General features: G+C 72.4%; 11 protein-coding genes. 10 read left to right on the top strand and 1 reads right to left on the bottom strand.

The genetic code is table 11. The annotated features are described in order from the left end of the window. Positions 1 to 115 precede the first annotated feature (115 nt). The 8 genes from LUW87_RS07000 to LUW87_RS06965 all read left to right on the top strand — a co-directional run bounded on the left by LUW87_RS07000 (position 116) and on the right by LUW87_RS06965 (position 7555). The gene (locus LUW87_RS07000; protein WP_232670405.1) at positions 116 to 1822 is read left to right on the top strand and encodes an ABC transporter substrate-binding protein; all 1707 of its coding nucleotides are present in this window, start codon (positions 116 to 118) and stop codon (positions 1820 to 1822) included. A 121-nt stretch (positions 1823 to 1943) separates the two neighbouring features. After that, entirely contained in the window at positions 1944 to 2645 is a 702-nt protein-coding gene (gene rnhB, locus LUW87_RS06995; RefSeq protein ID WP_232670404.1) for a ribonuclease HII, read from the top strand. Between the two features lie 50 nt (positions 2646 to 2695). After that, complete coding sequence (locus LUW87_RS06990) at positions 2696 to 3199, top strand: hypothetical protein (protein ID WP_232670403.1); 504 nt, start codon at positions 2696 to 2698, stop codon at positions 3197 to 3199. A 13-nt stretch (positions 3200 to 3212) separates the two neighbouring features. After that, positions 3213 to 3542 carry a NifU N-terminal domain-containing protein gene (locus tag LUW87_RS06985; protein WP_232670402.1) on the top strand — a complete coding sequence of 110 codons (330 nt, stop codon included), beginning with the start codon at positions 3213 to 3215 and terminating at the stop codon, positions 3540 to 3542. A gap of 81 nt (positions 3543 to 3623) precedes the next feature. Next, the gene (locus LUW87_RS06980; RefSeq protein ID WP_232670401.1) at positions 3624 to 4385 is read left to right on the top strand and encodes an LLM class F420-dependent oxidoreductase; all 762 of its coding nucleotides are present in this window, start codon (positions 3624 to 3626) and stop codon (positions 4383 to 4385) included. A 64-nt stretch (positions 4386 to 4449) separates the two neighbouring features. Then, positions 4450 to 5196 (top strand): hypothetical protein, encoded by a 747-nt coding sequence (locus LUW87_RS06975; protein ID WP_232670400.1) that lies wholly within the window; start codon positions 4450 to 4452, stop codon positions 5194 to 5196. Positions 5197 to 5340: 144 nt separating this feature from the next. After that, complete coding sequence (locus LUW87_RS06970; RefSeq protein WP_346742405.1) at positions 5341 to 6909, top strand: Y-family DNA polymerase; 1569 nt, start codon at positions 5341 to 5343, stop codon at positions 6907 to 6909. Positions 6910 to 7018: 109 nt separating this feature from the next. Then, on the top strand, positions 7019 to 7555 hold the full coding sequence (locus LUW87_RS06965) for a hypothetical protein (protein ID WP_232670399.1): 537 nt from the start codon (positions 7019 to 7021) through the stop codon (positions 7553 to 7555). 24 nt (positions 7556 to 7579) lie between these two features. Here LUW87_RS06965 and LUW87_RS06960 read toward each other — a convergent pair whose 3' ends face one another. Continuing rightward, positions 7580 to 8113: a metallophosphoesterase family protein gene (locus LUW87_RS06960; protein WP_232670398.1), complete on the bottom strand. Its 534-nt coding sequence runs from the start codon at positions 8111 to 8113 to the stop codon at positions 7580 to 7582. An 83-nt stretch (positions 8114 to 8196) separates the two neighbouring features. Here LUW87_RS06960 and LUW87_RS06955 point away from each other — a divergent pair, with 83 nt between their 5' ends. Both LUW87_RS06955 and LUW87_RS06950 read left to right on the top strand, forming a co-directional pair. Next, entirely contained in the window at positions 8197 to 10767 is a 2571-nt protein-coding gene (locus tag LUW87_RS06955) for a S8 family peptidase (RefSeq protein ID WP_232670397.1), read from the top strand. Between the two features lie 501 nt (positions 10768 to 11268). Further along, positions 11269 to 13533: a glycoside hydrolase family 43 protein gene (locus LUW87_RS06950; RefSeq protein WP_232670396.1), complete on the top strand. Its 2265-nt coding sequence runs from the start codon at positions 11269 to 11271 to the stop codon at positions 13531 to 13533. Positions 13534 to 13621: the final 88 nt, after the last annotated feature.

Here is a 13621-nt window from a genome sequence, read left to right as displayed (position 1 = left end):
CGCCGGTGCTCGCCGGTGGGCACGCCCGTCGGCGCCCGCGCTGGTGGACGGACGGGTGGAGCAGTCGGTGGACGTGTCGGTGGATTGGGCCCGAGGGGCTCGGACTGGGGGAACGATGACCGCAACGAGGACGGGGACGCGTGGCTGGAGGCTGGCCGGGGCCACGGGTGCGCTGGCGGTGGCGGCGCTCGCGCTGGCCGCCTGCGGCGGCGAGAGCGGGGATTCCGCGGGCGGGGGAGGGGGCGGTGCGGTGGAGCCCGACACCACCGACATCACCATCGCCCCGAGCGGCGACCCGCAGTCCGGCGGCACCATCACCTATGGCATCGAGGCCGAGACCGACGGCTGGAACCCCACGTCCAACCGATGGGCGATCTCGGGCTACATGGTGGGGTCGGCGGTCTTCGACCCCCTGGCCGCCTACGACGCCGACGGCGTACCCCAGCCGTACCTGGCCGAGTCGTTCACCGCCAGCGAGGACTTCCTCACCTGGACCATCGGCGTGCGGCCCGACATCGAGTTCCACGACGGCACCCCCCTCGACGGCGCCGCGGTGGCCAAGAGCCTCGAGGCGGTGCGGACCGACCCACTCACCGGGGCCTCGTTGGCCAACATCGCGAGCGTCGCCGTCGATCCGGCCGAACCCATGGCCGTCACGGTGACCATGACCGACCCCTGGGCGTCCTTCCCCGCGGCCCTGGTCAACCAGGTGGGCTATGTGGTGGCCCCCGCCCAGCTCGACGCCGAGGCCGCCGAGTCGTCGGCCCGCCCCATCGGCACCGGGCCGTTCGTGTTCGAGGAGTGGGTGCCGGACCGCAGCTGGAAGGGCACCCGCAACGAGAGCTACTGGCGCACCGACGAGGCCGGCAACCAGCTGCCGTACCTCGACGCCGTCGAGTTCGTGCCCGTCCCCGACAACCAGAACCGCTACAACGGGCTGCTCACCGGCGACCTGCAGATGATGCACATGACCAACTGGCTGGTCATCGACCGCATGCGCAGCGAGGCCGAGGCCGGCACCATCCAGTTCGTCGCCGACCAGGGCGAGAACGAGGAGTCGTTCGTGCTGCTCAACACCGAGAAGGCCCCGCTCGACGACGTGCGGGTGCGTCGGGCGCTGGCGCTGTGCACCGACCGCGACGTGGTCTTCGAGGTGTCGGGCACCCCGGCCGACTACGCCGCCGAGACCCAGTTCCGGGAGGGCTCGCCGTGGTTCGAGCCCGACAACGGCTTCCCGGCGACCGACGTGGCGGCCGGCTCGGCGCTCATCGCCGAGGTGGAGGCCGAGACCGGGCCGGTGAGCTTCTCGCTCGGCACCACGCCGTCGCCGGACAACGAGGCCGTCACCGGCACGCTGGCGTCGCTGTGGGAGGCGTGTGGCATGGAGGTCGAGCTGAAGACGACCGAGCAGGGCACGTTCATCGCCGATGCGGTCACCGGCAACTACGACGCCAACCTGTGGCGCCAGTTCGGCGCGGCGGACCCCGACGGCGACTACCTCTGGTGGACGTCGAAGAACGCCAACCCGATCGGCCAGCTGTCGCTCAACATGGCCCGCCTGCGCGACGAGCAGGTCGACGAGGCCCTGGACACGGCCCGGGCCTCCGACGATCCGGAGGTCCGCAAGGAGGCGTACTCCGCCCTCCAGAAGCGCCAGAGCGAGCTCATCCCCTACGTGTGGCTGGGCCACACCCAGTGGGCGGTGGGCGCCGCCGACGACGTGCGCGGCATCGGCAACGGGACCCTCCCCGACGGTCAGCCGTCGTCGCCGTTCGAGATCGGTCGCCACCGTCTCACCGAGACCTGGCTCGAACAGGGCTGACCCGGGTCGGCGGCGTCGTCGCCGACGTCGTCGACGACCGCCTCGTGGAGGCCCGGGCCGCGAGCCCGGGCCTCTTCGCGTCCTCGCCGGTCGAGAGCGGCGAGCTACCGTCGGCGGTGTCGTGACCGCCACCGTTGTGCCGCCTCTGCGCAAGGCCCTCCGGGCCAAGGCGCCGTCGTTGTCCGTCGAGCGCGAGCTGTGGGCCGGGGGCGACACCGTCGTCGTCGGGGTCGACGAGGTGGGACGCGGATCCTGGGCCGGTCCGCTGGTGGTCGGGGCCGCCGTGGTGCCCAAGGACCGGCGGCTCAACAAGGTCCGCGACTCCAAGATGCTCACCGAGGCCGAGCGTGAAGCGCTCTTCGACCGGGTGGCGGGCTGGTGCGAGGCGTGGGCCGTCGGGTCGGCGTCGCCCGAGGAGTGCGACGAGCTGGGCATGTCGGCGGCCCAGAAGCTGGCGGCGCGGCGCGCCGTCGAAGGGCTGGGGGTGGCCCCCGACCGGGTCCTGATCGACGGCAACTGGGACTTCGTCGGCGGCGGCATCAGCCGCACGGTGGTCAAGGGCGATGCCCGCTGCCTGTCCATCGCCACGGCGTCGATCCTGGCCAAGGTCAGCCGCGACCGGCTGATGCGCCGGGAAGCCGAGCACTTCCCCGGCTATGAGTTCCACGCCAACAAGGGCTACCCCTGCCCCCGCCACAAGGTGGCGTTGGCCGGCATGGGGCCCACCACCATCCACCGCCGGACCTGGGCCTTCATGGACGCCCTGCCGTGGTCGGGGATCGCCCGCCGACCCTCCTTCGACGAGGCGCCCACCCTGTTCTGAGCCCGGTCGGCGCCGACCGGGCCCCGGGCCCGGGCGGGTACCCTCGGGCCATGACCCGCCGCGGATGGTCCGGACTCGCCGCCCTCGTCGCCTGGACGGTGTTCGTCTGGTCCAACCGACTGGTCAACGCCTGGGGGTCCGACACCGAGAGCACCGCCGACAAGGTCACCTCCAGCCTCCTCGCGGCCGTGCTGTTGGGCTTCGCCGTCGTCGGGGTCGTGGTGCTGGTGCGCACGTGGCGGTCGCCGCTCACCGCCGGGTGGGCCCGGGTCGTACAGGTCTTCGCCGGGCTCACCGTCGCGGTGTGGGCGGTGCGGGTGCCGCAGATCTTCCTCGCCGACCACGAGCTCGCGTTCCAGGTCGTGCACGCCCTGCTCGGTGTCGTGGCCATCGCCCTGGCGGTGTGGACGTGGCGGGCCGTGGCTCCCGCGGCATCCGGTCGGGGTGGGCCCGGCCGGGCCGAGGCCGACGGCGCCCCGCCGCTGGCCTCCGCCGCGGCCGGACCTGGTGGCGGCGCGACCGGGGATGCGGGCGCGCCGCAGGCCCGGCACTAACATCACCGCCGCCATGGGACAGCCAGTCACCGTCATCGAGAAGTCCTCCCCGCACCCCGGTGTGGTTCGCTTCGAGACCAACCGCCCGCTCACCGGCATGGGCCACGAGACCTTCCGGTCCCCGGCCGACGTCGAGGCCGCGGCCGACAAGCCGGCCAGCCGGGTCGCCGGTGCGCTGTTCGCCCGGGGAGGGGTGACCGGCGTGCACGTGAACGGCAACGTCATCACCGTCCACCTCGATCGCACCGACTCCGCCGCCGGGCTCAAGGAGCTCGTCGAGGAGCTGTTCACCTACTACCGCGAGGGTGTCGAGGTCGTGATGCCCGAGGGCGTCGGCGACTAGCGCCGGCCTCGTCTCCGCCGGGCGGTCGGGCTCGGAGGGTGACGGTAGCGTGCCACCCGAGGACGACCGGGAGGCCGAGACATGACCCGTTTCGAGGTCGGGGTGCAGTTGCAACCCCAGCACACGACCATGGCCGATCTGCGGGCGGCGGCCCGGGCGGCCGACGAGATGGGGGTCGACTCCATCTGGACGTGGGACCACTTCTTCCCGCTCTACGGCGATCCGGCGGGCAACCACTTCGAGGGGTGGACGACGCTGACGGCCATGGCGGCCGACACCTCCCACGCCCGCCTCGGGATGCTCGTCACGGGCAACACCTACCGCAACCCCGAGCTGCTGGCGGACATGGCCCGCACCGTCGACCACATCAGCGACGGGCGTGCCTACCTGGGGCTCGGCGCCGGGTGGTTCGAGCGCGACCACGACGAGTACGGCTATGAGTTCGGGACCGCCGGATCCCGTCTCGCCGCCCTCGAGGCCTCTCTCGAACGGATCAAGGCCCGGATCGACCGGTTGGTGCCCCCACCGGTGGGAGACCTGCCGATCCTCATCGGTGGCGGAGGCGAGAAGGTCACCCTGCGTATCACCGCCCGCTACGCCGACGCCTGGAACACCTTCGGGCCTCCGGAGGTCTTCGCCCACAAGAGCAGCGTGCTCGACCGCTGGTGCGCCGAGGTGGGCCGCGACCCCGGCGAGATCGAGCGCACGGTGGCGATCAGCGGCGGCGAGATCGAGCAGGTGGACGCCTTCGTCGAGGCGGGCGCCACCCACGTGATCTTGATGTGCGGCACCGAGGGCCCCTTCGTGCTCGACGACCTGGAGCGCCTCCTGGCGCGGCGGTGAACCGGCGCCCCGCGATGAGCTGACCCCGCTTGCCTGACTCGAACAGCTGTTCGATACTGGCGGGGTGGCTGTCCCCGCCGAGCTCCGTGAGATCGCCGACCGGGCCGCCCCGGTCACCCTGGCCCGCCACCAGACCCTGCCCGTGGTGGAGGCGCTGGCCCCGCTGCTGCCCGAGGGGGCCGTCGCCCGTGGTTCGGTGGTGGGGGTGGCCGGAGGCGCGGGAGCCACGTCGCTGGCCCTGACCCTCGTGGCCGGCCCGTCACGAGACGGGTCGTGGGCGGCGGTGGTGGGCCTGCCCGAGCTGGGCCTGGCCGCGGCCGCCGAGCTCGGGGTGGCCCTCGACCGCCTGGCGTTGGTGGCGCTGCCCCGTCACGACCCCGCCACGTGGGCCCCCACGGTGGCGGCGTTGATCGGCGCCGTCGACCTGGTGCTGGTCGACGCCCGACTTCGTCTCGCCGCCCGAGACACCAGGCGCCTCGCCGCCCGCGCCCGGGAGCGAGGCTCGGTGCTGGTCCCCGTCGCTCCCGGTGCCCTCGTGTCGGGTGGTGCCGGCGGAACCGGGGGGGCGAGGCCACCGTCACGGAGGATGTTGGGTGAGTGGGCCTGCGACGTGATCCTCGGCGTCACCGAGGTCCGGTGGGAGGGCCTGGGGCAGGGTCACGGGCACCTGCGCCGCCGCCAGGTGGTGGTGACCGCCGACGGCCGGGGCCGGGCGGCCCGACCCCGTCGGGGCGAGGTGTGGTTGCCCGCTGATGGCACGACCGAACGGCTCCAACCCTCGGCCCCGTCACGGCTTCGGGTGGTGTCGTGAGCGCGGTGCGGGCGCTGGTGGCCCACTGTGGTCGTGGGGGGACGGTTCGGGCCCGGCTTCGGGTGGTGTCGTGAGCGCGGTGCGGGCGCTGGTGGCCCACTGTGGTCGTGGGGGGACGGTTCGGGCCCGGCTTCGGGTGGTGTCGTGAGTGCGGTGCGGGCGCTGGTGGTCTGGTGCCCGGACTGGCCGGTGGCGGCCGCGGGAGCCGGCCCGGACGAACCGGCGGTGGTGGTGCGGGCCAACCGGGTCCGAGCCGCCACGCCGGCGGCGCGGGCCGAGGGGGTGGCGGCCGGCCAACGTCGTCGTGAGGCCCAGGGGCGCTGCCCCGACCTGGTCGTGCACGAGCACGACGAGGCCCGTGACGCCCGGGCCTTCGCCGGGGTGGCCGCCGCCCTCGAGCGCTACACGCCTCGCCTCGAGCTGTCCGGGCCGGGCGTGGTCACCTTCCCCACCCGTGGTCCGGCGCGCTACTTCGGTGGGGACACCGCGCTGGCGACAGCCGTGTTCACCACCGTCGACGAGGTGCTCTCCGAACGGGGATGGGAGGGGCACGCCGGCGTGGGTGTGGCCGATGGCGCCTTCGCAGCCGGCCTGGCGGCACGCGCCGCAGTCCCGGGCTCCCAGGTGGTGGCACCCGGGGGCACCCCGGCGTTCCTGGCCCCCCGCCCGGTGACCACGCTCGACCAGCCCGATCTGGTCGACGTGTTGGTGCGGCTCGGCCTGCGCACCCTCGGTGCGTTCGCGGCCCTCGACGCCGGCGACGTGGTCGCCCGCTTCGGCGCCGACGGTCGGGGCGCTCACCGTCTGGCCCGTGGTCTCGACGAGCACCCGCCCGCCACCGGTCCGCCGCCGCGCCACCTCGAGGTGGCCGCCGACCTCGATCCTCCGGCCGAGCGCGTCGACGTGGTGGCCTTCGTGGCCAAGGGGCTGGCCGACGAGCTCCACGCCCGTCTCGACACCGACGGGCTGGCCTGCACCCGGGTGCTGGTGAGCGCCGAGACCGACCAGGGCGAGGTCCACGAACGGGTGTGGCGCCACGAAGGCGCGCTGGGGCCCGGGGCGGTGGCCGATCGGGTGCGGTGGCAGCTCGACGGGTGGTTGAACGGTCCTCGGGCCCACCGGCCCACCGGGGGAGTGGTCCGCCTGGTCCTCACCCCCGAGGAGGTGGTGGCCGCCACCGGTCGCCAGCTGGGCTTCTGGGGTGGGGAGTCGGGTGCCTCCGAACGGGCCCGGCGCGGCCTGGCCCGGGTGCAGGGCCTGCTGGGGCCCGATGCCGTCACCGTGCCCGAACCCCGCGGCGGACGGGGACCGGGCGAACGGGTGGTGCGGGTCCCCGCCGCCGCCGTCGAGCTCACCGGGCCTCGAGGTCCGACACCGGCCGCCGAGGCGCCCTGGCCGGGGCAGGTGCCGGCTCCCTCCCCGGCGCTGGTACCGCCCGATCCGGCGCCGGTCGAGGTGCGCGACGGCGACGGCGTCGTCGTCGTCGTCGACGGTCGGGGGGGCATCAGCGGGGCGCCGGTCGAGGTGGTGCTCGACGGCGGGCCCGCCCACCGGGTTCTGGCGTGGGCGGGCCCGTGGCCGGCCGACGAACGGTGGTGGGACGGCCCGGAGCGACGACGGCGGGCCCGTCTCCAGCTGGCCCTGGTCGACGGTCGGGCCGTGCTCGTGTACGTGGAGGGCGGCCGCTGGTGGCTGGAGGCGGTCTACGACTGAGGTCGCCCGGTCGGCCCGGGAAAGGGGTTCAGGAGGTGCCGGTCGGAGCCGAAGACAAGGGGGCTCTCACCACCACCACCACCACCACCCACCTACCTCGGAGACCGACATGAGCGAGCAGGACTTGATCGACCGGGCCCAGGCCGTCGTCGGAGACGGCGACACCATCGTGGCCGCCGCCTGGTTCCAGCCCCGAGGCACCTCGGGTGGGGTCACGGGCGGCTCGGCGGTCGGCACCTCGCTGGGCAACATCGCCGGCGACGGCTTGTTCGGCGCCGCACTCGGTCTGGCCGGTGGGGCCGCCGGCTACGCCGCCGAGAAGCACCACGACGGACACGTAGTCAGCGAGACCGGCGGCGAGGTGCGCATCGTGCCCTGGGAGAGCCTGGTGGCGGCGTCGAAGACCCGTCTCTACGGTTGGCGGATCAAGCCCCACGTCGGTCGTCGCGAGCCCGGTGAGCAGCTCTTCGCCTACGACCGTGATCGCATCGCCGTCACCGTGCACTCGAGGGTGGGGGTGCGCACCTTCGAGCTGGAGGACCAGGACACGGGAGTGCGCTGGGAGTTCGAGTCACCTCGCATCGCCGGCCATCTGAAGTTCCTCCTCGACGCCCTGCATCCCGACACCGAGCCCGCCGGGGCCTGAGTGGCATCGTCGGAGGGTGCCGGCCTACTCGTCCTCGTCGTCGACGACGACCGTGCGGTGCTCGACGATCTCGCCGTCTCCCAGGACCAGCACGCCCATGGTCCGGTGAGGTTGGCGGCGGCGCTGGACCGCCGACCCCGGGTTGAACAGCAGTTGGCTGTCACGGCCCTCGGCGTTCCACGGTTCGTGGCTGTGGCCGAACACCACCACATCGGCGGTCGGGAACCAGCGGCGCATCCGGCTCTCCCGACCGGCTCGGGCCCCGGTGTCGTGCACCATGGCCACCTGCACACCGGCGATGGAGACCTCGAGGCGATCCGGGAGCATCCCGACCAGCTCGTGGTCGTTGTTGCCCAACACGACGTGCAGCGGGCGGTCACCCACCAGGCGGGTCAGGTCGACGAGGGCCCCGCGGTCGAGCACGTCGCCGGCGTGGAGCACCACGTCGGCGGCCTCGAGCTCGCGACGCACCACCACGGGCAGACGTTCCACGGAGCCTCGCAGGTGGGTGTCGGCCAACACGGCGACCCGGACGGGCTCAGAGGTCCGGACGATCACGACCTCCATCTTGCGGCCGGGGGCAGCACGGAGTCGAACCAGGCCTACGTCAGTGTCGAGGTCGAGCGGGATAAGGTCCGGCGGTGAACCTCACGTCCCCTGCGGCTCGTCGCTTCTGCGTCGTCGTGGTGGCGGTCGTCATGGCCGTGGGAGGACCTCTCATCGGTGCGGCCGAGGCCCAAGACCAGCCGGAGCCGATCTCGCCTCCTGCGCCGGTCGCTCCTGCCGCGCTCGAGGAGGTGGCGACCACGGGCGAAGCAGAGGTCATCGTGGTGACCGATCGACCGGGCGAAGAGGTCGTCGACGAGGTGCTGGCCGACGTGCCGTCGGCGTCACCGGCCGAGGTGCGCAGCGCCGGCCGAGCCCCCCAGGTGGCGATGACGGTCGACGCCGCCGAGCTCGCCGAGCTGCGGGAGTCGCCCTTCGTCGAGGAGATCATCCCCAACGCACGCAACTACGTCACGGCCGGCGCGTGGGCGGAGTCCATCGGCGTGCCGGCCACCCTCGCCGCCGGCGGCACGGGGGCCGGTCGCACGATCGCCGTGCTCGACACCGGGGTGCAGGCGGACCACCCTTATCTGGCCGGCAAGGTCGTCGCCGAGGCCTGCTGGTCCCTCGCCGGCTCGCCGAGGTCGGGGATGGCCGGCTTGTGCTCGGGAGAGGACCCCACCCATTCCACGGGCCCCGGCAGCGCCTCCCCCTGCACGGCCCCCGCGCATGCGTGCGGCCACGGGACCCACGTGACCGGCATCGCGGTCGGCGGGCCGTCGTCGCCGTCGGCCGAGCGGGTCGGGGTGGCGTCGGGAGCCTCGGTGATCGCGGTGCAGGTCTTCACCCAGGGCCTGACGTCCGCAGTGTGTCTCAGCACCCCGCCGTGCCTGTTCGCCTACGACTCCGACCTGAACGAGGCGATGCAGTGGTTGTACGAGCAGAAGGACGCCGGCATCGACGGGTTCGCCGAGCTCGACGCGGTGAACCTGAGCCTGGGGACCGACAAGCTCCACAGCGGGTACTGCGATGCGGCCAAGTCGGCCACCAAGACGCAGGTGGATCGGCTCCGCAGCGTGGGGGTGGCGACGGTCGTCGCCAGCGGGAACCAGGGGGCCACCGGCATGATGGCCGAGCCTGCCTGCATCTCCGGGGTCGTCAGCGTCGGGGCGACGTCGACCTCGGGCGCGCTGGCCTCCTTCTCCAACGCGTCGACCCTCACCACGCTCCTGGCGCCGGGGCAGTCCATCGACTCGTCCTGGCCCGTGGCGGGCTTCACGTTGATGAGTGGGACGTCGATGGCGACCCCGATGGTGAGCGGGGCCGTCGCCCTGCTCCGCCAGGCCGATCCTCTCGTCGCCCTCGATGACGTCGTCGACCGCCTGCGCACTACAGGGAGCCTCGTGGCGACGTCGTTCTCGTCGACCGGGCTCCCCCGGATCCAGCTCGACGCCGCGCTCCTCGGAGTCCCCTCGCCTCCTCGGGCGGTGACCGCCACCGGGGGCTTCGGCGTCGCGTCCGTCTCCTGGCTCCCGCCGTCGTTCGCGGGCAGCGAACCGGTGACCGATGTGGTCGTCACGGCCAGTCCCGGCGGTGCGACGTGCACGTCCTCCGGGACGAGCTGCACCGTCACCGGCCTCAGCAACGGCGTCGCGTACACCTTCACCGCCGTCGCCAACAGCTCCAACGGTACGAGCGCCCCGTCGACGCGGTCGTCCGTCGTCATCCCGTCCGGGCTCCCGTCGGGGTCGCCGTTCGGTTCGCTCGATGTGGTGTCGGGGGGTCCGGGGTCGGTGAGGGTGGCTGGTTGGGCGTTGGATCCGGATACGGCGGCGTCGATCGACGTGCACGTGTACGTGGACGGAAGGGGGTACCCCCTGCGAGCGGATCGGTCGCGGTCGGATGTGGGTGCGGCGTTCCCGGGGTATGGGTCGGCGCACGGGTTCTCGGTGTCGGTGCCGGCGTCGGGTGGTTCTCACCAGGTGTGTGCGTACGCGATCAACGTGGGGTCGGGTGGGAACTCGTTGTTGGGGTGTCGCACGGTGGTGGTGCCGTCGGGGTCGCCGTTCGGTTCGCTCGATGTGGTGTCGGCGGGTCCGGGGTCGGTGAGGGTGGCTGGTTGGGCGTTGGATCCGGATACGGCGGCGTCGATTCCGGTGCATGTGTACGTGGGGGGTCGGGGGACGGCGTTGACCGCGGATCGCACGCGTAGCGATGTGGGGGCGGCGTATCCGGGGTATGGGTCGGCGCACGGGTTCTCGCGGACGTTGTCGGCGTCGCCGGGGGCTCAGCGGGTGTGTGCGTACGCGATCAACGTGGGTCGTGGTTCGACCACCTTGTTGGGGTGTCGCACGGTGGTGGTGCCGTCGGGGTCGCCGTTCGGTTCGCTCGATGTGGTGACGCGTTCGGGGTCCGAGGTGAGGGTGGCTGGTTGGGCGTTGGATCCGGATACGGCGGCGCCGATCGATGTGCACGTGTACGTGGGGGGCAGCGGGTTCGCGTTGACGGCGGATCGGTCGCGGCCTGATGTGGGTGCGGCGTTCCCGGGGTATGGGTCGGCGCACGGGTTCTCGCGGACGTTGGCGATCGATGGGCGTGGTCTGCCGGTGTGCGTGTATGCGATCAACACCGGTCGTGGCGCCAACTCCTTGATCGGCTGCCGCTGAGCGCGGTGACGTCGTTCGGGTCACCCGGCACCACCACCCGAGGACGGGGCGACGACACCGGACGGTCCCGTCCCGCTAGAATTCGCCACTTCGGCGGCGTGGGCCCATGCGTGGACGGGTCGGAGGTGGGTGGCGATGGTTCGGTCGGCTCGTGGGGTAGGCGCGCTTGCGCTCGTCATGGCGCTCCTGGTCACCCTGAGCCCGCTCGTGCGCAACGCGGCGGCCGAGGGATCGGTCGATCCGTCGGCCTCCTCGACGACGACCTCCCCTGAGGCACCGTCGGAGCCGGCACCCGGCTCCGAACCGGCACCGGGTCCTGAGCCGACCCCGGATCCCGACGCGTCGGAGCCGACCCCGGGCCCAGAGCAGGCCCCTGATCCCGAGCCGACGGCCCCGGGAGGACCGGACCCCTCCGAGCCCGCCACGAGCCCGTCGAGCTCGCCCCAGCCGGGTCCGACCGACGATGAGCCCACGGCCGGCACCGGATCGGCGCCGGCGGCCATGGACCCCATGGCCTCGAGCGCGTTCGATCCCCAGTACGTCGGCGCGCCCTGGTTCGAGCCGGGGCAGCTCTACGACCAGAACTTCCCCGATCCCACCGTGGTCCGCCACGGCGACCGGTACTGGGCGTACTCGACCTCGACCGGCGGACCGACCCTTCCGGCCATGTGGTCCGACGACCTGGAGAACTGGTACGCGCGCGACGCCCACGATCCGAACGAGTGGAACGGCGACCCGTATTTCAACGATGCCGTCGTGGTGCCCCCGTCGTGGTCGCTCGGTGGAGCACAGCACTTCTCGGGCAAGGCCCAGTGGGGTCCAGGTGTCGCCCGGTTCGGCGACTCCTGGGTGGCGTACACCTCGTGGGAGACCTCGACGCCGGGTCGTCGGTGCATCTCGGCGGCGCCGGGGCCCTCGCCCGAGGGTCCCTTCCGTGACACGGCGTCGCGGCCGCTGGTGTGCGACGACGACCACGCGGGCAGCATCGATCCCGAGGTCTTCCGGGACGAGAGTGGTCGTGCCCACCTCGTCTGGAAGTCCGAAGGGGGCAACAGCCCCACGGGTTGGCGCCAGACCCGCATCTGGTCCCAGCGCCTGAACAGCACCGGCACGGGGTTCGCCACCTCCCGGCCCGCCCTGCTCCTCGAGACCGCGCTGCCGTGGGAGGGACCCATCATCGAGAACCCCTCGATGGTGCACCATGGCGGCACCTACTGGCTCCTCTACTCGGGCAACGACTGGGCGTCGTCGAACTACGCCATGGGTGTCGCTCGCTGCGACGGCCCGTCCGGGCCGTGTGTCCGCACTCGTGACACCCCGTTGGTGCCCAACGACGACGAGCGCAACGGTGCAGGCGGGGGGAGCCTCTTCGTCGATGCCGACGGTCAGCTGCGCATGGCGTACCACGCATGGAACCCGCCCTACTCGGCTTACCCCAGCAACTCGAACTGCGACGGCAACGGGGAGTGCACCAGCCAGGGGCAACGGTTCCTGCACGTCGACAAGGTGCTGGCGTGGAACAACACCCTCACCGTCTCCCCGATCGGATTGCTCGATCGGGTGGAGACCGGTCCGCGGTCGGTTTCGCTGTCGGGCTGGGCGTTGGATCCTGCGACCGCGAACCCGCTCGACATCCACGTCTACGTGGATGGAGTGGGTCATGTGCTGACGGCGGATCGCCCGCGCAGCGAGGTGGGCAACGACTTCCCGGGATACGGGTCGGCGCACGGGTTCTCGGCATCGGTGCCGGCGTCGGGTGGTTCTCACCAGGTGTGTGCGTACGCGATCAACGTGGGGTCGGGTGGCAACTCGTTGTTGGGGTGTCGCACGGTGGTGGTGCCGTCGGGGTCGCCGGTGGGGTCGTTGGATGTGGTGTCGGGGGGTCCGGGGTCGGTGAGGGTGGCTGGTTGGGCGGTGGATCCGGATACGGCGGCGTCGATCGACGTGCACGTGTACGTGGACGGAAGGGGGTACCCCCTGCGAGCGGATCGGTCGCGGTCGGATGTGGGTGCGGCGTTCCCGGGGTATGGGTCGGCGCACGGGTTCTCGGTGTCGGTGCCGGCGTCGGGTGGTTCTCACCAGGTGTGTGCGTACGCGATCAACGTGGGGTCGGGTGGGAACTCGTTGTTGGGGTGTCGCACGGTGGTGGTGCCGTCGGGGTCGCCGTTCGGTTCGCTCGATGTGGTGTCGGCGGGTCCGGGGTCGGTGAGGGTGGCTGGTTGGGCGTTGGATCCGGATACGGCGGCGTCGATTCCGGTGCATGTGTACGTGGGGGGTCGGGGGACGGCGTTGACCGCGGATCGCACGCGTAGCGATGTGGGGGCGGCGTATCCGGGGTATGGGTCGGCGCACGGGTTCTCGCGGACGTTGTCGGCGTCGCCGGGGGCTCAGCGGGTGTGTGCGTACGCGATCAACGTGGGTCGTGGTTCGACCACCTTGTTGGGGTGTCGCACGGTGGTGGTGCCGTCGGGGTCGCCGTTCGGTTCGCTCGATGTGGTGACGCGTTCGGGGTCCGAGGTGAGGGTGGCTGGTTGGGCGTTGGATCCGGATACGGCGGCGCCGATCGATGTGCACGTGTACGTGGGGGGCAGCGGGTTCGCGTTGACGGCGGATCGGTCGCGGCCTGATGTGGGTGCGGCGTTCCCGGGGTATGGGTCGGCGCACGGGTTCTCGCGGACGTTGGCGATCGATGGGCGTGGTCTGCCGGTGTGCGTGTATGCGATCAACACCGGTCGTGGCGCCAACTCCTTGATCGGCTGCCGCTGAGCGCGGTGACGTCGTTCGGGTCACCCGGCACCACCACCCGAGGACGCTTCGCCTTCGGAAGGCGAACGTCTGTTCGCTAGCATGGTCG

The organism is Rhabdothermincola salaria (assembly GCF_021246445.1).
Lineage (GTDB): Bacteria > Actinomycetota > Acidimicrobiia > Acidimicrobiales > Acidimicrobilacustridaceae > Rhabdothermincola_A > Rhabdothermincola_A salaria.
This window is presented reverse-complemented; position numbering and strand designations above follow the sequence as displayed.

Coding starts and splice junctions, on each gene's coding strand:
- LUW87_RS06980 (WP_232670401.1), top strand. CDS start 3,624: ATGACCCGTTTCGAGGTCGGGGTGCAGTTGCAACCCCAGCACACGACC.
- LUW87_RS06990 (WP_232670403.1), top strand. CDS start 2,696: ATGACCCGCCGCGGATGGTCCGGACTCGCCGCCCTCGTCGCCTGGACG.
- LUW87_RS06950 (WP_232670396.1), top strand. CDS start 11,269: ATGGACCCCATGGCCTCGAGCGCGTTCGATCCCCAGTACGTCGGCGCG.
- LUW87_RS06965 (WP_232670399.1), top strand. CDS start 7,019: ATGAGCGAGCAGGACTTGATCGACCGGGCCCAGGCCGTCGTCGGAGAC.
- LUW87_RS07000 (WP_232670405.1), top strand. CDS start 116: ATGACCGCAACGAGGACGGGGACGCGTGGCTGGAGGCTGGCCGGGGCC.
- LUW87_RS06985 (WP_232670402.1), top strand. CDS start 3,213: ATGGGACAGCCAGTCACCGTCATCGAGAAGTCCTCCCCGCACCCCGGT.